The organism is Alloalcanivorax dieselolei B5 (genome assembly GCF_000300005.1).
GTDB classification, from domain to species: Bacteria; Pseudomonadota; Gammaproteobacteria; order Pseudomonadales; family Alcanivoracaceae; genus Alloalcanivorax; species Alloalcanivorax dieselolei.
Window position 1 is genome coordinate 4,859,845 of the sequence record NC_018691.1, and the last position, 18,592, is coordinate 4,878,436.

At 60.7% G+C, this 18,592-nt stretch carries 15 protein-coding genes; 7 read left to right on the forward strand and 8 right to left on the reverse strand.

Going from position 1 to position 18,592, the window contains the following annotated elements; all coding sequences use genetic code 11:
* Positions 1–216: 216 nt before the first annotated feature.
* Both B5T_RS21815 and B5T_RS21820 read left to right on the forward strand, forming a co-directional pair.
* Positions 217–1,950 carry an SDR family oxidoreductase gene (locus tag B5T_RS21815; RefSeq protein WP_014996701.1) on the forward strand — a complete coding sequence of 578 codons (1,734 nt, stop codon included), beginning with the start codon at positions 217–219 and terminating at the stop codon, positions 1,948–1,950.
* A 52-nt stretch (positions 1,951–2,002) separates the two neighbouring features.
* On the forward strand, positions 2,003–2,848 hold the full coding sequence (locus B5T_RS21820) for a MerR family transcriptional regulator (RefSeq protein WP_014996702.1): 846 nt from the start codon (positions 2,003–2,005) through the stop codon (positions 2,846–2,848).
* An 89-nt stretch (positions 2,849–2,937) separates the two neighbouring features.
* On the opposite strand, the gene B5T_RS21825 is transcribed toward B5T_RS21820, so the two are convergent.
* Positions 2,938–4,122: an alkane 1-monooxygenase gene (locus B5T_RS21825; RefSeq protein WP_014996703.1), complete on the reverse strand. Its 1,185-nt coding sequence runs from the start codon at positions 4,120–4,122 to the stop codon at positions 2,938–2,940.
* A gap of 208 nt (positions 4,123–4,330) precedes the next feature.
* On the opposite strand from B5T_RS21825, the gene B5T_RS21830 reads away from it, so the two are divergent.
* A complete protein-coding gene (locus B5T_RS21830) occupies positions 4,331–5,305 on the forward strand; it encodes an NADPH:quinone oxidoreductase family protein (RefSeq protein ID WP_014996704.1) in 975 nt (324 codons plus the stop codon).
* A 51-nt stretch (positions 5,306–5,356) separates the two neighbouring features.
* Here B5T_RS21830 and B5T_RS21835 read toward each other — a convergent pair whose 3' ends face one another.
* On the reverse strand, positions 5,357–5,794 hold the full coding sequence (locus B5T_RS21835) for an acyl-CoA thioesterase (RefSeq protein ID WP_014996705.1): 438 nt from the start codon (positions 5,792–5,794) through the stop codon (positions 5,357–5,359).
* 229 nt (positions 5,795–6,023) lie between these two features.
* On the opposite strand from B5T_RS21835, the gene B5T_RS21840 reads away from it, so the two are divergent.
* Positions 6,024–7,634: a class I adenylate-forming enzyme family protein gene (locus B5T_RS21840; RefSeq protein WP_014996706.1), complete on the forward strand. Its 1,611-nt coding sequence runs from the start codon at positions 6,024–6,026 to the stop codon at positions 7,632–7,634.
* A 6-nt stretch (positions 7,635–7,640) separates the two neighbouring features.
* Here B5T_RS21840 and B5T_RS21845 read toward each other — a convergent pair whose 3' ends face one another.
* Both B5T_RS21845 and mscL read right to left on the reverse strand, forming a co-directional pair.
* Entirely contained in the window at positions 7,641–9,044 is a 1,404-nt protein-coding gene (locus B5T_RS21845; protein ID WP_014996707.1) for a phospholipase D family protein, read from the reverse strand.
* Positions 9,045–9,072: 28 nt separating this feature from the next.
* Positions 9,073–9,504 carry a large conductance mechanosensitive channel protein MscL gene (gene mscL / locus B5T_RS21850; protein ID WP_014996708.1) on the reverse strand — a complete coding sequence of 144 codons (432 nt, stop codon included), beginning with the start codon at positions 9,502–9,504 and terminating at the stop codon, positions 9,073–9,075.
* Positions 9,505–9,732: 228 nt separating this feature from the next.
* Here mscL and msrA point away from each other — a divergent pair, with 228 nt between their 5' ends.
* Together msrA and B5T_RS21860 are read left to right on the forward strand one after the other, a co-directional pair.
* Positions 9,733–10,809 (forward strand): peptide-methionine (S)-S-oxide reductase MsrA, encoded by a 1,077-nt coding sequence (msrA, locus tag B5T_RS21855; RefSeq protein WP_014996709.1) that lies wholly within the window; start codon positions 9,733–9,735, stop codon positions 10,807–10,809.
* A 181-nt stretch (positions 10,810–10,990) separates the two neighbouring features.
* On the forward strand, positions 10,991–12,991 hold the full coding sequence (locus tag B5T_RS21860; RefSeq protein ID WP_014996710.1) for a bifunctional 2',3'-cyclic-nucleotide 2'-phosphodiesterase/3'-nucleotidase: 2,001 nt from the start codon (positions 10,991–10,993) through the stop codon (positions 12,989–12,991).
* A 16-nt stretch (positions 12,992–13,007) separates the two neighbouring features.
* Here the strand turns inward: B5T_RS21860 and B5T_RS21865 are convergent, their stop codons facing one another.
* Entirely contained in the window at positions 13,008–13,652 is a 645-nt protein-coding gene (locus tag B5T_RS21865; RefSeq protein ID WP_014996711.1) for a glutathione S-transferase family protein, read from the reverse strand.
* Between the two features lie 100 nt (positions 13,653–13,752).
* On the opposite strand from B5T_RS21865, the gene B5T_RS21870 reads away from it, so the two are divergent.
* Positions 13,753–14,637, forward strand: coding sequence for a LysR substrate-binding domain-containing protein (locus tag B5T_RS21870; protein WP_014996712.1), 885 nt, complete (start codon positions 13,753–13,755; stop codon positions 14,635–14,637).
* Here B5T_RS21870 and B5T_RS21875 read toward each other — a convergent pair.
* The 3 genes from B5T_RS21875 to B5T_RS21885 all read right to left on the reverse strand — a co-directional run bounded on the left by B5T_RS21875 (position 14,634) and on the right by B5T_RS21885 (position 18,495).
* A complete protein-coding gene (locus tag B5T_RS21875; protein WP_014996713.1) occupies positions 14,634–15,968 on the reverse strand; it encodes a Na+/H+ antiporter NhaC family protein in 1,335 nt (444 codons plus the stop codon). The genes B5T_RS21870 and B5T_RS21875 overlap by 4 nt on opposite strands.
* 73 nt (positions 15,969–16,041) lie before the next feature.
* A complete protein-coding gene (locus B5T_RS21880; RefSeq protein WP_014996714.1) occupies positions 16,042–17,199 on the reverse strand; it encodes a YlbE family protein in 1,158 nt (385 codons plus the stop codon).
* A gap of 24 nt (positions 17,200–17,223) precedes the next feature.
* Positions 17,224–18,495, reverse strand: a complete 1,272-nt coding sequence (locus tag B5T_RS21885; RefSeq protein ID WP_014996715.1) for an amidohydrolase/deacetylase family metallohydrolase — start codon at positions 18,493–18,495, stop codon at positions 17,224–17,226.
* Positions 18,496–18,592: the final 97 nt, after the last annotated feature.

Sequence of the window (18,592 nt, forward strand, 5' to 3'; positions counted from 1 at the left end):
GGGGTGCAAGCCGGATTTTCTGGTGGCAATGCACCATTTCGGAGCACCACCGCACCAGGGCCGTCCACCCGTCAACCGATCCGCTGGGGCCAAAATAGCGGGCTGGCCGGGCGTATTGCCCCCGGGCACCGGCGCCGGGGCAAATTACCCGCGCCGGCCCAGGAGCGACAATGGAGCCGGTTTGCTTCAGGAATCCGACCCGCAGGGAGACAGGCAATGATGATGCAATGGCAACATCGGACCGTGGTACGCGACGGCGTCAACCTGGCGGTACGCCAGGGGGGCAACCCGGACGGCCCGACCCTGGTCATGGTGCACGGCTACCCGGACAACAGTGAGACCTGGGACAAGCTGGCCGAGGCCCTGTGGGAGGACCTGCATGTGGTCACTTACGATGTCCGTGGCGCCGGCGCCTCCTCCGCGCCAACGGCGGTGTCCGCCTATCGCCTCGGCGAGTTGCGCGACGACCTGTTAGCGGTAATCGATGCGGTCAGCCCCGCCAAGCCCGTGCATTTGCTGGCCCACGACTGGGGTTCGATCCAGTCCTGGGAAGCGGTCACCGAACCGGATGCCGGACGCCGCCTGGCCTCGTTCACCAGCCTGTCGGGGCCCTGCCTGGATCACATGGGCCAGCGTCTGCGGCGCCGTTCTTCCCTGGCTTCCGGTCTCGGACAATTGGCCAAGAGCTGGTATATCGGCGCTTTTCATCTGCCCGGCCTGGCGCCCATGGCGTGGCGCCTGGGCCTGGATCGCGCCTGGCCGGACCTGTTGCGGCGCACCGAACAACTACGGGTCGCGCCAAGCCCCACCCAGCGCCGGGACGGTATCAACGGTATCGCCCTCTACCGCGCCAATATGCTGCCGTGCCTGCTGCATCCCCGGGAGCGTCACACCCGGGTGCCGGTGCAATTGCTGGTGGCGTTGCGCGACCGCTACGTCGGCCCGGAACTGCTGGACGAGGTGCCGCGGTGGGCGGAACGGGTGTGGCGCCGGGAAATGCATACCGGTCATTGGGGGCCACTGCAGGCCCACCCGGACATCACCGCTGGTTACATGCGTGAGTTCATCGCGCACATCGAAGGGGCGCCGGAGAGCCCGTCCCTGCAACGGGCGCGAGTGCCCGCTGCCCCGCAGCCGGACAGCGGCAAGCTGGTGGTCATCACCGGAGCCGGTTCCGGTATTGGTGAGGCCACCGCCCTGGCTTTCGGCGCTCGCGGCGCCACCGTGCTATGTACCGACATTGATGGCGGCGCCGCCGAACGCACCGCTCAACACATTGTCGATGCCGGCGGCCAGGCTCTGGGCCGCCGCGCGGACGTTGCCAACGCGCGATCCATGGAAGCGCTGGCACGTTACGTGGAGCGGGAACTGGGCGCTCCGGACGTGGTGGTGAACAATGCCGGCGTCGGGCTGGCCGGACCGCTGCTGGATACCAGCGTGAAGGACTGGAAACAGGTACTGGACGTCAATCTGTGGGGCGTGATCCACGGCTGCCGGCTGTTCGCCCGGCAAATGATCGACCAGGCCAAGGCCGGCCATATCGTCAATGTTTCCTCGGCTTCCGCCTACCTGCCCTCAAAGGTCCTGCCCGCTTATGCCACCAGCAAATCCGCGGTACTGATGCTGACCGAGTGCCTGCGCGCGGAACTGGCGGACCAGGGTATCGGCGTCTCCGCCATCTGCCCCGGCATCATCGATACGCCGATCACCGGCCGCACCCGTTTTGTTGGCGCCGATGACGAAGAGCAGGCGCGCCGTCGGGCGTCCGCGGAGCGTTTCTACCGGCGCCGGGGCTTCACCCCTGACCGGGTGGCGGCCGCCATCGTCTCCGCGGTGGAGGAGAACCGGGCGGAAGTGCCGGTCAGCGCCGAAGCCAGCGGCATGCGCCTGGTGGGCCGTTTCAGCCCGGCGCTGGCGCGGCGGCTGGCACGGCTGGATCTGACCCCTTGAGAAAGGCCGGGATCCCTGGCACCACCACGGTATAGGGTCTATTATCGCCCCCATGAGTTCATCACGAAAAACCCCCGCCGCGCTGCTGCGCTCCCTGCGTCAGCAAGCCTTCCGGCCGACGGGGGGCACCAGCGCCGACCTGGAAAAACGCCAGGAATTCACCATCGACGAGTTGGCCCGGGAGGCCGGCTCCACGGTGCGCAACGTGCGCGCCTATCAGGACCGAGGGCTGCTGCCGCCACCGGAGAAGCGCGGTCGTACCGGCATCTACAGCGATGTCCATCTAGCTCGGCTGAAGATCATCGGCGCCCTGCTGGAACGGGGTTATACCCTGAACAATATTCGTGATCTGCTCAGCGCCTGGGAAGAGGGCCGCGATCTCAACGATATCCTCGGCCTGGAAGTGGCGGTGACCTCCTGGCGTAATCCACAGGTGCCCTCCTATGTGGATTATCAGGACCTGATCGACGACTTTGGTGAGGACATCACCCCGGAAGTCATGACCAAGGCGGTCAGCCTGGGTTACATCGTTCCCGAAGGCATGCGCCTGCGCGTGCCCTATCCGCGCGTCTACAACGCCGGCAAGGAACTGGTGGAGGCCGGAGTGCCTCTGGATGCGGTGCTCACCCATGTGCGTCTGGTACGCCAGGAAGTGGACAAACTGGCCGAGCGTTTCATCGGCATGATCATTCAGCATCTGGTGGACGACAAATACGGTGAGAACAGCCTGCCCCAGGGCGAGGACGTGGCCACCCTGGCGGAATTCATCACCCGCATCCGGCCGCTGGCCGAAGCGGTGGTCAACGACGAACTGGGCCGGGTACTGGAAAAAAGCATCAACAAGGTGCTGGTGGACCGGCTGGAAAACGTACTGGCCCATCTGGAGAAGCATCACTGAGTTGCCCCCGATCCCTGAAGGGATCTTCTACAGCAGCTTCGTCCTTCCCTCCGTGCGCTCTCCCACACTCCAAGGACCGCGATTCGATATCAGTTCACCGGCTCCCGGCCACCATACCGAGCCAATACCTCGTCCCGGATCCGCGGTTTGATGTTGGCGCGGCTCATATCGCCTTGATAATGGCGCACCACCATCGGGTCGATGATCCTGAACCACAGCGGAGGTACCCACGCCAGCAGGATCATCGATGCGTATCCGCCCGGTAATTGGGGGGATTCATCGAAATGCCGCAGCGATTGATAGCTGCGCGTGGGGTAGGCGTGATGATCGGAATGCCGTTGCAACTGGTAGAGGAAAATATTGGTTACCCGGCGGTTCGAATTCCAGGAATGCTCCGGCAGACAGCGTTCATAACGCCCATTGTCCTTTTTTTGCCGTAACAAGCCGTAGTGCTCGAGATAATTGACCACCTCCAGCAACTGAAAACCGAACAGGCTCTGAATCAGCAGGAACGGCACCACCGCCCAGCCCAACCACAGCATCAGGACACCCCAAAGCACCGCCGACAGTGCCCAGGCCTGCAGATTGTCGTTCTGCCAGCTCCACACCGAAAGTCCCTGCCGCTCCAGTCGCTGTTTCTCCAGCGACCAGGCGGATTTAAGGCTGCCGATCACGGTGCGCGGCAGGAACTCCCAGAACGTCTCGCCGAACCGGGAAGATGCCGGATCCTCCGGGGTGGACACCCTGACGTGATGCCCACGATTGTGTTCCACATAGAAGTGCCCGTAGAACACCGGGGCGAGACATAGCTTGGCCATCCATTTCTCGTGGCGGTCGGTCTTGTGCCCCATCTCATGGGCGGTATTGATGGCGATACCCGTGGCGCAGCCCGTGGAGACCGCCAGCCCCAGATAGCTGTACCAGGGCAGACTCCAGGTGGCGGCCACCCAGGCGGCATAAATAAAGGCGCCATAAAGAAACGGCAGGCACACATACACCGCCCAGCGGTAATACCGGTCCTGTTCCAACCGCGGCACCAGCGCTTCCGGCGGATTCTCGGTCTCTTCGCCAAGCAGCATGTCCAGCAGCGGGATCACCCCGAATACGAACAGGAATCCAAACCACCAGAACACGGCCCAGCCGGTACTGCTGGCCAGCCAGACCGTGAACAGGGGCAACAGCATGGTCAGAGTGCTGAGCAACCAAAGGTAGCGGCGACTGTCCCGCCATTCTTGTACTTCGCCTGATTGAGTCTGCATGGTTACGGTCTTCATCGTTATTCGTCCTCGCCCACGCCCGGTCAATTCATGATCAATCTTTACATTGAACAATGTCAATATGAACGGGCTTGCTTGCCACGGCGCAAGAATCGCCCCCCTTTATTCATACTGTTTATGCCCTTTGATGAGCCTTATGCATTTGTCTAATGCATGGCCCAGGGGTAGCGTGTCGGTCTCAATAAGTATTATTCGGGAGAGATGCATGCGCGCCATTCTCTGCAAGGAGTTGGGGCCGGCGGATAAGCTGGTCATTGAGGACGTTCCTTCCCCCGCCGTCGGCGCCGACGGCATCAAGGTCCGGGTCAAGGCCGCTGGCCTGAACTTCCCTGACACTCTGATCATCGAGGGCAAGTATCAGATCAAACCGGAACTGCCCTTTTCTCCGGGCGGTGAAATGGCCGGCGAGATCGTCGAGGTGGGTGAGAACGTCAAGGGCTATAAGCCGGGCCAGCGCGTGATGGGGCTCACCGGCTACGGCAGCTTCGCCGAGGAAATGGTGGTCACCGCTGATCGCGTGATTCCGGTTCCGGACGGTATGTCCGACGAACAGGCCGCCGGTTTCAGCATGGTCTACGGCACCAGCTACCACGCGCTGAAACAACGGGCCAATCTGCAGCCGGGCGAAACCCTGCTGGTCATGGGCGCCAGCGGTGGTGTTGGCCTGGCCGCGGTGGAACTGGGCAAAGCCATGGGCGCCAAGGTGATCGCCGCCGCCAGCACCGCCGACAAGCTGGAAGTGGCCCGTGAAGCCGGTGCCGACGATCTGATCAACTACACCGAAGAAGACCTGAAGGACGTGCTGAAAAGCCGCTACCCGCAGGGCATCGACGTGATCTACGATCCGGTGGGCGACCGCTTTACCGAGCCGGCGCTGCGTAACATGGCCTGGAACGGCCGTTTTCTGATCGTCGGCTTCGCCGCCGGTGAGATTCCGAAGATCCCCGCCAACCTGCCCCTGCTCAAGGGTTGCAGCGTGGTCGGTGTGTTCTGGGGCACCTTCACCCGCAAGGAGCCGGAAGCGCACATCCAGAACGTGAAGGATCTGATGCGGATGTTCGCGGAAGGGAAGATCAACCCCAAGGTCAGCGAAGTGTTCCCGTTCGAGGAATATGAGCAGGCCCTGGCGGCATTGAGCTCCCGTCGTGCCAAGGGCAAGGTGGTGCTGAAAGTCGGTTGATTCCGACCGCTTCGGTATTGGCCCGGCGACACCGCCGGGCCATGTCCGCTCTCAACCGCTCTGGTCGCACACCTTACCGACGGCGCCTTCCTGCAACGCGGCCCGCAGATCATCGGGCACCCGGGTTTTCTCGAACGGTTCAGTGGTCATCATCACGTACACCGATTCCGCCCGGCACAGCAGCTGCTGACTTTCCGCGTTCAGAATAAGGAATTCCAACGAGAACGAGGTGTTACCCAACGACAGCGGTTTGACCTGAATCTCGAGTACATCATCAAAACGTGCGGAAGCTTTCCATTCCAGAGTGAGCTTCACTACCTGGTTATCCAGCCCACGCGCCAGCAGGGCATCGTAATCCCGCCCCAAAGCACGCATGAACTCGGTCATGGCCAGGTCAACATAGTCACCGTAACGGGCGTTGAACACCACATGCTGGGCATCGCATTCACTGTAACGCACGCGCAGCCGGTAACGGAAAGGCTCACTCATGAAACACTCCTTGGTCTGTATTCTTAACATTGATGGGCGGCCGCGAAATCGCTCAACCCCCTTGTATTACAAGGGTTCCAGGCCAGCCAAGGCAAGCCGTGACCGACCGGTATTGTTCGCCAACATACCTGGTAGTATTCTGCCTGCCAAATTCCAAACGCGCTTTCCAAGCCGTTTTTCAAAATAACCAGAAGCTCTGGAACCCGGTTCCGGACCACGGGAGAGGACGATGACCGCAGTCAGTAACGCCATGCCCCAGTACGCACCGCAAGTCGACGATGAAGAGTTCCGCTGTCTGCCTCGCCGGCTCCAGGAGTTGGCCGCGGAACAGGGCGATCATCCAGCGATTTACGATGACAACGGCAACCTGACCTGGCGGCAGTTCGTGGATCAGGTCAACCGCGTGGCCAATCGCCTGATTGACGCCGGCCTGCAACCCGGCGATACCGTGGCCGGCCTGTCCGAAAACAGCATTCCCTATTTTACCCTGTTCATGGGCGTGCTGACCGCCGGCGGCTGCATGGTTCCGCTGTCCAGCATGGCCGCCGGGGACACCCTGGCGCTGATGATCAACGACTGCGATGCCCGCTTCCTGTTCATTTCCAGAAAAAATCAGGAATTGATCACGCCACTGCTGGATCAGTTGGAAAACGTCGCCCCACAGCAGCGCATCGCCCTGGACTTCCAGGATAATGGCTGGAGCAACTTCATGGACTGGGTTGGCGACGCCCCCAGCACCCGCCCGGATCGCGAACCCGGCGCGGACGACCCATTCAATATTATCTACAGCTCCGGCACCACCGGCGTGCCCAAGGGCATTTTGCACGACCATCGCCTGCGGTCCCGGCAAATGGACCGTTTCACCGCGCTGGGATTCGATAATACCGCGATCAACCTGGTGTCCACACCGCTGTACTCCAACACCACTCTGGTTTCCGTGCTGCCCACTCTGTTCGGTGGCGGCACCATCGTCACCATGGGCAAATTCGACGCACGCAAATTCCTCGAATTGTGCGAGAAGCATCGCGTCACCCACGCCATGTTGGTACCGGTCCAGTATCAGCGGATCCTTTCCGATCCGGAATTCGATCGTTTCGACCTGAGCAGCTTCAAAGTGAAGTTCTCCACCAGTGCGCCCCTGCGTGGCCATGTCATTGCCGAGGTGATGCAACGCTGGCCAGGCAATATCATCGAGTTCTACGGCCTCACCGAGGGTGGCGTCAGCACCATCCTCAACTGTGCTGAATTCCCCGATAAATGGGATACCGTCGGCCGTGCCGGTGAGGGCTGTGAGCTGCGCATCATCGACGAGGATCTCAAGGAAGTGCCCCCCGGCACCATTGGCGAGATCGTCGGTCGCGCCGGCGCCATGATGCGCGGTTACTACAAAAGGGAAGACAAAACCAACGAGATGCTCTGGACCAGCCCGAAAGGGGAAGTGTTCTATCGCACCGGTGATATGGGCCGGCTCGACGAGGACGGCTTCCTGTCCGTGCTGGATCGCCGCAAGGACATGATCATTTCCGGTGGCTTCAACATCTATGCCGAAGACCTGGAAAAGATGCTGCTCAAGCACCCCGATGTGGCGGATGCGGCGGTGATCGCCATCCCCAGCGAACAATGGGGTGAAACACCGTTGGGCCTGGTGGTGCGCCGCCAGGGCAGCGCCACCGGCACCGACGAGATCCGCGACTGGGCCAACCAGCAACTGGGCAAGGCTCAGCGTCTGCACGACGTGGAACTTCGGGATCATTTGCCACGCAGCACCATTGGCAAGATTCTGAAGCGGGAACTGCGTGACCCTTACTGGAAAGAGCAGCAACAGCAAGAACGGGGCTGATTCCGGTTACAGCAGATTCTCGATCGGCAGCAACGCCAACACCGCGCTGGCCAACCGGCGCGGTATCGATACCAGTGGTTCCCGGTGACAGACCACCGGGCCCTGGTCACTTCCCCCGGCCCATGTCAGCCGTCCTTCCTCACGAGACAGCCGATAGCTGTTCTGTGGCGCCATGCCTTCCTCGATGAACGCGGCCACCGACGCTGCCAACGCCGGAGAGTAGATGTAGTACCCCATCTCGGTGTTGAAGTGCACGGAACGGGGATCGGCGTTAAACGAGCCGACAAACAATTCACGCCGATCCAGCACCATGGCCTTGGTATGCAAACTGGCTTTGGATCGCCCGCGCAACAGCCGGGCCTGACGCATCATGCTGCGGGCATTGGGTTGCAGTTCGTGCAATTCCAACCCGGCATCCACCAGCGCCGGGCGATAGCGTTGATAGGCGGCATGGGCGGCAATGACATCGTTGGTGGCCAGACTGTTGGTCAGCACCGCCACCCGGCACCCCCGTTTGCGCCAACCGCTTAACGCGCGGGTGAAGTCATCACCGGGAATGAAGTAGCTGGCTTCGATCAGAATCTCCCGGGCGGAATGGCGGCCAAGCAACCGGGCCAGTTGTGTTCCCATCATTCGCTGAGAAGAGCCGTGCGCTTTTTCCGGACTGTCGAATAGCAACGCCGCCGGGGCGCGGACCCGTCTTGCCCATACGGCCTGCAGGGCGCGTTCGGATAACGCGGTATCGTCCCGATGCCGGGAGCGTTGTTCCTTATCCAGCTTCGTCCACAATGCTTCCGCGTCATCGCTGGAACGGCGCAGGAACTGCCTCAGGTTCACCGACAAAGCGCTATGCCAATATCGATCAAAGGCGTCCTGCGTGTCGGCGGCGATCGGGCCATCGGCGTAAATATCCAGGTCCCGGAAGTTGGTGACCGCATTGACACCAAAGTAGTGTTCGGAGATGTTCCGCCCTCCGACAATGGCGGCCTCACCATCAACGATCCAGGCTTTGTTATGCATGCGGCGGTTGAGCTTAGGTGCCCGATAAAGCCAGCGCAGCAGATTAAGGCCGCGACCTCGTAACGGATTGAACAGACGAACTTCCACATTGGGATGAGCGTTCAAGGTCGCCCAAATCCGGTCCCGACCCAACTGATTGATATGATCCAGCAGCAAACGCACCCGCACACCACGGCGTGCCGCCTCGAGTACGCACCATATCAACCGACGTCCGACCTGATCGTTGTCCCAGATGTAATACTGCAGATCCAGAGAACGCCTGGCGGCCCGGGCTGTCGCCATACGCAGCAAGAACGCTTCGCCGGCTTCGGCAACCAACGCGAAGTCGGAATCGACGCCGGCTCCCGGCACCAGGGACGACCGCGATCTGGATCTGGTGGTATCGGACAAAAGACCTCTTCCGTGCCTGGTTATTCCCTCAACGTTGTTTAAGGTTGTCACGGATTTCCCGCAGCAACAAGATATCCTCCGGGATCGGCGGCGGCGCGGCGGCCTCCTCTGCTTTTTCCTCCTCACGCTTGAGCCTGTTAATGGCGCGCACCAGGAAGAACACCGCCCAGGCAACGATCAGAAAACTGATGACATTATTGAAGAACACCCCATAGTTGATCGTCACGGCGCCGGCGGCTTGAGCCTCGGCCAAGGTGGTGAACTCACCGGCACCGCGCAGAACCACGAACAAATTGGCGAAGTCCACCCCGCCCAGCAGCAACCCGATGGGTGGCATGATGACGTCGGCGACCAGGCTCTTCACGATGGTGGCGAACGCCCCACCGATGATGATACCCACCGCCATATCGACCATGTTTCCCTTTATCGCGAATTCACGAAATTCCTTGATCATACCCATGGGCCTTCTCCCCAGGTGGTTGGTTTCCGCGCGCACCATGCGTGAACGGATGATTCGATAATACTCACAAACCCCAAGACCACCGCTATGAAAATAATGGCTTTTGACGACCACCAATGAGATGGTGCCCCAGGCTCTTTCCGAAACTTTTCTCTCCATCGGCGTAACATAAAGCGAATTCGGGCATCCAATTCTTCAGGCAGCTTCCACAAGCAGGAGGAACAGGTCATGCGGGTCATCGCCGCGCTTCTAATTTCCCTGATCACGGGCTCCGCCCTGGCGGCACAAGCCACGGCGGTGTTCGCTGGCGGATGTTTCTGGTGCACCGAGTCGGACTTCGAGAAACTCGACGGTGTCAGCGAGGCCATCAGCGGCTACGCCGGCGGTGACGAGGCCGACCCCACCTATGAGGAAGTCTCCAGCGGTGCCACCGGCCACACCGAATCGGTGAAAGTGATCTATGATCCGGACAAGATCAGCTACGCTCAGTTGCTGGACTGGTTCTGGCGCCATCTGGACCCCACCGACGCCGACGGTCAATTTGTCGATCGCGGCCGCCAGTACCGGGGTGCCATTTTCTTTGAGACGCCGGAACAGGAAAAACAGGCACGGACCTCCAAGGCGGCACTGGAAAAAAGTGGCCGGTTCGAGAAGCCCATCGTTACCGAAATCACCCCATTAAAGGCGTTCTATCCCGCCGAGGAATACCATCAGAATTATTATAAGCGCAATCCGTTACGGTATAAGTTCTATCGCTACAACTCCGGCCGGGACCAGTTTCTTGAAAAGCACTGGGATGATCCGGATCACCTGCCCGGCGGCAAGAAAGAAAACACCGAAGCCCCGATGAGCTGGCGGGGTCCCGAACATTTCAACAAGCCCGATGAAGCTACTCTGCGGACCCGGCTATCCCCCTTGAGCTTTCAGGTGACCCAGGAAGACGATACCGAACCGGCCTTCAAAAACACCTATTGGGACAACAAGCAGCAAGGTATCTATGTGGATGTGGTCAGTGGTGAGCCGCTTTTTTCATCCACGGACAAATATAAATCCGGTACCGGTTGGCCCAGCTTCACCAAACCGATTACCCCCGATGCGGTGACCACCCGTGAAGACAGTACTTTGTGGATGGTTCGCACCGAGGTCCGTAGCAGTTACGCCGATTCTCACCTGGGGCATGTCTTCAAGGACGGCCCGCAACCCACCGGGGAGCGCTGGTGCATGAACTCCGCCGCCATGCGTTTCATCGCCAAGGAAGACATGGCCGACGCCGGCTACGGTCAGTACCTGACATTGTTTGAGTAGCGTTGTTTGAGTAGCGCCCACCCGGCGATGGCGGCCATCGCCGGAAGCCAAACCGGTTAACGCAATCACGGGGTATCATAAAACCATAATCTGTTGGTTATCCCCCGGTCATGTTCCGTTTTCACCCTCGTTACGCCGGCCCGGACTTTCCGGCCTTTCTTCTTACGACGACGAGGGTGTCATGTCTGTTTCTTCAAAAATGTTCTGGCTGGGTATCATCTCCAGCGGTGCCCTGCTTACCGGCTGCGGCGGCGATAGCAATAACGATCCCCCCCTGGTGGATATTCGCCTGATGGAGACCACCGATATCCACGCCAATGTGATGGACTATAACTACTATGGCGATGCCGCCGACCCCAAGGTGGGACTGGTGCGTACCGCCACACTGATCAAGCAGGCCCGCGCCGCCCTCAACTTCCCCGACAACAGCTTCCTGGTGGACAACGGCGATCTTATCCAAGGCAGCCCGATGGGCGATTGGCGTCATGCTGAAGGGCTCAACGCCGGAGAAGTGCATCCCGTCTACAAAGCCATGAACGAGCTCGGTTATGACGTGGCCAACTACGGCAACCATGAGTTCAACTATGGTCTGGAATTCCTGGCCGAAAGCGTCAACGACGCCGGCTTCCCGTACATTAGTGCGAACGTCTTCGTGGACGATGAAGATGACAATCCGGACAACGATCAGTTGTACTTCGAGCCCTATCAACTGGTAACCAAGTCCGTCCGTGATCGTGACGGCAACAGCCACGACATCACCGTCGGCTTCATCGGCTTCCTGCCGCCGCAGATCATGCAATGGGACAAAGCCAATCTGGAAGGCGAGGTGATCACCAAGGACATCAAGGCCATGGCCGAACGCTATGTGCCGCAAATGAAGGCGGAGGGCGCGGATGTCATCGTCGCCATTCCCCATTCCGGCATCAGCACCACCGCCTATTCCGAAGCGGATAAAGCGGAGAACAGCAGCTGGTATCTGGCGGACGTGGAAGGCATCGACGCCATCATGTTCGGGCACAGCCACTTGCTGTTCCCGTCCGACAGTTTCTCCGAAACCCCCAACGTGGATGTCGACAAAGGCACTATCAAAGGGGTGCCAGCGGTCATGCCCGGCTACTGGGGCAGCCATCTGGGTGTCATCGATATGACCCTGTCCTACGATACCGGAGCGGATCAGTGGTCCATCACCGGCTCCCAGGTGCAGGCCCAGCCGATCTTCGCCGACGATGCCCCCGCGGTGGAAGCCGACGCGGCTCTGGTGGCCAAGCTGGCCGGGGATCACCAAGCCACCGTCGACTACATGAACCAGCCCATCGGTGAATCCACCGACGACATCTACAGCTTCCTGGCGGTGGTGAAAGACGATCCGTCCATTCAGATCGTAGCCGATGCCCAGAAGGCCTACGTGGAGAATCTGATTGAAGGCGACGTCAATCTGCAGGATCTGCCGGTACTGTCCGCCGCCGCGCCATTCAAGGCCTGCAACCGGGAAGGGATCTGCGCCGATGAAAGCGCCTTCACCGTGGTGCCCAAAGGCGAACTGAAAGTAAAAAACGCCGCCGACCTGTATCTGTATCCGAATACACTGATGGCGGTGAGAGCCAACGGCGCCGAGCTGACTCAATGGCTGGAATGCTCCGCTTCCCAGTTTTTCCAGATCGACACCAGCACCAGTGCCCCTCAGGAATTGGTGAATTACAGCGGCTTCCCCACCTATAACTTCGACGTTATCGATGGTCTCACCTACCAGATCGACGTTACCCAGCCAGCGCGCTATGACGGCGACTGCGTCCAGGTCGGTGACGGCCAGCGCATCGTCAATCTGGCCTATCAGGGCAACCCGGTAGCGGACGACGATGAGTTCCTGATCGCCACCAACAATTACCGCGCTGGCGGCGGCAAGTTCGCGGGCACCGGTGGCGACCACATCGTCATTGAGTCACCGGATGAGAACCGCGCGGTCCTGGCGGACTACATCCGGGAAAACAGCCCGGTCACCCCCACCGCCGATGGCAACTGGTCGTTCGCGCCGGTTGACGCTGCCACCGATCTGACCATCGTGTTCCGAGTGCCCAATACCGACCGGGCCCGGAACTTCGTTGCCGAAAAAGCGCCGGAAGCGGTATTCCTGGAGACCAACGACAACAACGAAGCGGTGTACGAACTGGACCTGCAACCCTGACCCTGACCCGGCGAGCTCACAACGGGATCGTCACCTCTTCCCGCTCCAACACCCGGTTTACCGCCGGGCGTTGGAGCATGCACCGGGTGTGTTCGATCCACGCCGTATGCTCGCTCATATCCAGCCCCACCAGACTGCCCCACCTGAACAGCACCAACAGAAACGAATCCACCACACTGTACTGGTCACCCAGCGCCCAGGGCCCTGGTTGTGCCAAGCGCTCGGTCACATCCTGATTGGCCCGGGCCACCACCTTCAGACCCTGTTCCCTCAGAGCCGGGGCGTCATCCGGATCGGCACTGAACCGATGCGGACGCCATATAAGGCCGTAGCCGGTACCGTGCATCCAGCCGGCCAACCACGCCAGCCATTCCTGAGCACGGCCGCGCTGCAGAGCAGTCGGCGGCAACAGGGCCGGCGTGTCATGGCTTTCCGCCAGAAAGGTCAGGATCGCCGGCAGTTCGGTGAGCACGCCCGCTTCGCCCGGAATGGCCAGAGCCGGCACCCGCCCCTTGGGGTTGATGGCCAGGTAATCCGGCTTGGAAGTATCGCCGTCGTGGATCCGCAGGGGCATCAACCTGGTCGGCACACCCAGTTCCTCCAATACGATATGCACTGCCATGGAACAGGCACCGGATGAATAATACAACTGATAGCTCATGGCTCGACTCCTTGAACGGGAGTGTCAGCCTAGAAGCCCGTCCTGAACCCGACAAACGATACTTTGTAGGGTCTGGGCATTAGTGATATTAATGTCACCTATGGATAGAAACTCGCTTCCGCCCCTGCAAACGCTGGTGGCTTTCGAGGCCAGCGTCCGGCTGCGCAGCTTCACTCTGGCCGCACAGGAACTGTCGCTGACCCAGGGCGCGGTCAGCCAGCACATTCGTTCCCTTGAGCAGCGTCTGGGACGGCAGTTGTTCGAACGACAACGTCAGGGTGTTGCCCCCACCAGGGAAGCCCAACATCTGGCCTTGCAGGTGCGCCAGGGCCTGGGTGTGCTGGGGCGGGCTTTCAAGACACCCCGTCGTCGGCACCGCACCACCACCTTGCGTTTGAGCACCTTGCCAAGCATCGCGCAGCGCTGGCTGTTACCGCGTCTGGCGGATTTCCATCAGCGCTTTCCCGACATCCGCGTGGAGGTCACCACCGCCGTCGATCTGGTCAAGCTGGGCAGCGACGCGGACAGCGACGTGGCACTGCGCTACGGCCCCGGAGGCTGGCCCGGCCTGCAATCGGAGGTGTTGTCTTCGGAGTGGGTATACCCGGTAGCCAGTCCGGATTATCGCGACGGCAAACTACCCCGTCGGCGGGCGGACCTGGCCCATTGCGCTTTACTACGTCACGCGGCACAACCCTGGGCGTTATGGCTCCAGGCCACGGGCCTGGCACTGACCAACAGCGATCACGGCCCGCTCTTTCCCAACCTGACCAGCCTGCTGGCAGCGGCGGAGAACGGTGAAGGCATCGCACTGGCACGGCACCATCTGGTGCGTGATGCGCTCGAAGCAGGCCGTCTGGTCCGATTGTGGAAGACCCAGGTAGCCGACGTACATCGCTATTATCTGGTCTGGACCCACCAGGCCGATAAGGACGAAGCCATCGGCACATTACGTCACTGGTTGAAAACCGCCTTTACCCTTTAAATCGATCGCGCCGGCTGTGGCGCCTTCAATCGCGGCCGGTTGAAGGCGATCGCCAGCAGCGCCGCCAGCCCCAGCGCCCAACAATAATGAATGGCCCCGATCAATGACAACGGCGACAAAGAGGCGATGGAGCAGGCCAGAAGAACCTGGGCGCCGTAAGGAATCAGCCCCTGTACCACGCAGGAAAAGATATCCATCACACTGGCCGAACGCCTCGGATCGACGCCATACTCCGAAGCGATCTCCTTGGCCATTTCACCACACAGTACGATCGATACCGTGTTGTTGGCGACAAACAGATTGGCGGTGACCACCAGCAGCGCGATACCGATCTCACCGGCGCGCTGACTGGACAGCTTCAGCCAGCGGGTCAACGAATGAATACGTTCGATCAGCCAGCGCGTGCCACCCTGATCATTCATCAGTTGCGACAATCCACCGATCAGCATCGATAACAGCATGATTTCGAACATGGATTCGAAGCCCTGGTAGATCGCCGCGTTGACGTCGACCAGACCGTATTCCGGACTCAATATCGCACCGGTGAGCCCGGCGGTAACGATACCGATCACCAACACCACCAGTACATTCAACCCGGACAACGCCAGAGCGAACACCAGCAGGTAGGGCATGACCCGCCAGTAGGACACGGATTCGGACGGCACCGTGTGTTCACCTTCCCCCAGCAATGCCAACAGCACCACCGTCGCCAACGCCGCCGGCAGCGCTATCCAGACATTCACCCGGAATTTGTCTTTGAGGGAGACGCCCTGACTGCGAGTGGCGGCGATGGTGGTGTCCGAGATCATCGACAGGTTGTCGCCCAACATGGCGCCACCAACCACGGCCCCCAACGACAAGGGCAACGACAATGAGGTGGCCTCGGCGAACCCCACCGCGATCGGCGCGGTGGCCGCAATGGTGCCCATTGAGGTCCCCATGGCGGTAGCGATAAAAGCGGAGATCAGGAACAGGGCCGGCAGCACCCAACTGGCCGGCATGATCTGCAACCCGAATTGCACGGTGGCATCAACGCTGCCGATGCTCTTGCTGACGCTGGCGAAGGCACCGGCCAACAGGAATACCAGGCACATGAGAATGATATTCGGATGGCCGACACCCACCAGCAGCCGTTCGACGCTGTGATGGAAAGACTGCCGTGCCAACAGGAATGACAACACAATGGCGACAACCGCCACCACCGGCGCCTTGATTTGATAGAACGCGAACTCCGCCCCCACGGCACTGAAATAAAGCCCGCTACCGAGAAAGACGACAAGAAAAAACAGTAACGGGATCAGCGCCCATGCCCGGGCGGGAGTTTGCGTCATAATGGCCGGCCTGTCGGTCCAGGAAGTCTGACCGTCCAGTGTAGGGGGAAACCCGGAATGCCGAAACCGGCTCTTAGCCCATGAACAGCGCTGCCGGAGGCACACAGAGTCCGCGACCCAACAGACCGGCTCGGCCGTCACCGCCCACCATGGCGATGGCCACCCTGGGCAAATCCGTGTCAGCCGTGACCCGATGACGCGCGAGCCCGATCGGCAAATGCAAATCCTCGAATAGAGGATGCGCTCCGACCAGCCAGTCCCCTGACGCCGCCGCCGGATCTGGCCACCATGGCGCCAGTGCCTCGGCCACTCCGGAACAACGCCCCCACGCCTGGGCTCCCAGCCCGAAAGCATCAATCACGCCACTGTCACCAACCATGGGGCTGGCCGGCACAACGGAGGCTGATATTCGGGGGCCTTCGGGTACCGGCGCGGTATGAGTGCGCCAAAGTGCCGGTTCGTCGGCGATCCGGATCCCCACCCGGCGGCCATTACCGGTCAGCGCCAACACCAGACTGGAGCCGGTTTCCCCGGCGGCGGCGGCCAGCATCAGATGACAGGCGCCCATCCATAAAGTGAGAAAAAACAGCGGCGTATTTCTTAAACACTCACGAACCTCCTCTGGCAAGGTCGATGGCATCGCTGCGCACAGAGCTTGATTGGCGTGGGTAGTCTGGGCGTGCAGATCGTCACCCGCTTCAAGTCCCAGACGGGCCAGCGGCAGCAGCGCGATCGGCCGGGTCGCCAGCACCTTTCGCAGCGCCGGAGCCAGGACCTGGTCGCGCCAGCGCAGCCGCTCCAGAATCGCCGGATCCCGGCTGCCAAAGCGGATCTGCGGCCCGCTTCCGCTACCCAGCAAAGACCAGCAACGGTGCCCGGGCTCCACGGCGTCACTGATTTCCACCAACGCCGTCGATGGCGAGATCACCGCTGCAAGCGGTGTGACCACCGAGAAGTCCTGAGCCGGTAGCAATCTCACCCGGCCCGCGCTGATCAACCGCTCGGCTTCCTCCTCGTTTCGCGCCCAACCTTCGTACAGACAGCACAGAACCGCGGAAGACAGGATCGGCGGGCTGGGGTCCCGCGGGTCTTCGAACGGCGGGCCGGCGTGCAGCAAGGTCCGCTCCGGTAATGGCAACACTCGCCGTGCTTCCGCCACGCCAGACCACTGCGGCCGGACCTGCCGGACCTTCGACAGCGCCGCCCGATTGGCGCTCTCCACGGCATCCATCCCGACCCTCCGGTCGGATGCCATTCAAGCCACCTCCGGTATCGGCAGAATCGACGCGGTGGCATCAAAACGCCGGCCCTCCCGCAGGCAAAATACGGGCTGCAACATACGCTCGGCAATCACCTCCGTGCCTTCATTATCGCGCATCAACCAACGGCCGCTCTCATCGGACAGCACACTGATATCCGCCACCCGACCAGCGCCGAGAGAGCCGATCTCATCGCTCATGTCCACCATGCGCGCCGCGTTCACCGTCACCATTGGAATCACCTGCTCCAGACTCAGGCCCAATGCGATCATGCTGGTCATCGCCGACACCAGGCTGAATCGGGAGGTGCCCTTGAACATGTGCTCCTCATCCGGATGCTCATGCTCCTCGGGAGTACCCGCCGGCGCCGGAACCGAAGTGTTATAGCCATGCATATCGGAACCAAGCGTATGCGGAACGATGCCCGCGCTCAGCACTTTCTCCGCCATCTTGAAACTGAAGTGGGAACCGTGCCCGACATCCACCTTGAGCCCTCGCTCGATGGCATCCCGTACCAGCGGGTGCACGTCTCCATTCACTTCCACGAACCCGCCGGGGTGGCGGCTGAATGGATGAGCCAGCACATCACGCGGTTTAAGCAGATCCACCACCTGGGTAAAGATGGAGTCCGGGTCCACATCCATACCGCCCTCCTCGGGCTCCGGCCAAAGCTGACCGAAATGAATGTAGACCGGCAGCCCTGTCTGCTCGCCGATGGCGGCGGCCTTTTGCATCACCTCCGTTCCCCAACGCGCGAAGCCACCCAGCTCGGCGTGGGCCTTGATACCCTTCACCACATCAGCATTGGCTTTGGCCGCCTTGACGGTGGCGGCAATGTCGGCGCAATCGGGCCGGTACAACTGTGGATAGAAATGGCCTTCCAGCCCTCCCACCAGATAGGCGGAAATAAAGGACAACACCCGGCTGTGGGAAGGCTCGATCACATGCTTGCGAAAGCCTGGCAGCGTCATACAACTGGCACCACCCTGATCGACCAGAGTGGTGACGCCAGAATGCACACCGCAAAGATCCGCATTCAGTCCAAAGCGTCCGGTAACATACTGATAGACATGGCTGTGAGTATCGATCAAACCGGGCAGTACCAGTCGCCCGGTACAGTCGATTCTTTCCACATCACCGGGCACATCGCTGCCCTGTAAACGGCCCACGGCCGCGATACGCCCGTCGCGCACAAGAACGTCACAAACCTCATCAATGTCGTTGGCGGGATCGATTACACGACCGCTGTGCAGTAGTAATGCTTGCATGAAGACCTTCCGGGTAAACGTTACTGATGCCGACCCGGTAGCAATACACATGCCAATCCATTGCTTTTACTTTGTTCCGAGATCACTAATTCATTGT

Excerpts from the sequence above, each read along its gene's own strand:
- B5T_RS21815 (WP_014996701.1), top strand. The coding sequence starts at position 217 with ATGATGATGCAATGGCAACATCGGACCGTGGTACGCGACGGCGTCAAC.
- B5T_RS21820 (WP_014996702.1), top strand. The coding sequence starts at position 2,003 with ATGAGTTCATCACGAAAAACCCCCGCCGCGCTGCTGCGCTCCCTGCGT.
- B5T_RS21825 (WP_014996703.1), bottom strand. The coding sequence starts at position 4,122 with ATGAAGACCGTAACCATGCAGACTCAATCAGGCGAAGTACAAGAATGG.
- B5T_RS21830 (WP_014996704.1), top strand. The coding sequence starts at position 4,331 with ATGCGCGCCATTCTCTGCAAGGAGTTGGGGCCGGCGGATAAGCTGGTC.
- B5T_RS21835 (WP_014996705.1), bottom strand. The coding sequence starts at position 5,794 with ATGAGTGAGCCTTTCCGTTACCGGCTGCGCGTGCGTTACAGTGAATGC.
- B5T_RS21840 (WP_014996706.1), top strand. The coding sequence starts at position 6,024 with ATGACCGCAGTCAGTAACGCCATGCCCCAGTACGCACCGCAAGTCGAC.
- mscL (WP_014996708.1), bottom strand. The coding sequence starts at position 9,504 with ATGGGTATGATCAAGGAATTTCGTGAATTCGCGATAAAGGGAAACATG.
- msrA (WP_014996709.1), top strand. The coding sequence starts at position 9,733 with ATGCGGGTCATCGCCGCGCTTCTAATTTCCCTGATCACGGGCTCCGCC.
- B5T_RS21860 (WP_014996710.1), top strand. The coding sequence starts at position 10,991 with ATGTCTGTTTCTTCAAAAATGTTCTGGCTGGGTATCATCTCCAGCGGT.
- B5T_RS21865 (WP_014996711.1), bottom strand. The coding sequence starts at position 13,652 with ATGAGCTATCAGTTGTATTATTCATCCGGTGCCTGTTCCATGGCAGTG.
- B5T_RS21870 (WP_014996712.1), top strand. The coding sequence starts at position 13,753 with ATGGATAGAAACTCGCTTCCGCCCCTGCAAACGCTGGTGGCTTTCGAG.
- B5T_RS21875 (WP_014996713.1), bottom strand. The coding sequence starts at position 15,968 with ATGACGCAAACTCCCGCCCGGGCATGGGCGCTGATCCCGTTACTGTTT.
- B5T_RS21880 (WP_014996714.1), bottom strand. The coding sequence starts at position 17,199 with ATGGATGCCGTGGAGAGCGCCAATCGGGCGGCGCTGTCGAAGGTCCGG.
- B5T_RS21885 (WP_014996715.1), bottom strand. The coding sequence starts at position 18,495 with ATGCAAGCATTACTACTGCACAGCGGTCGTGTAATCGATCCCGCCAAC.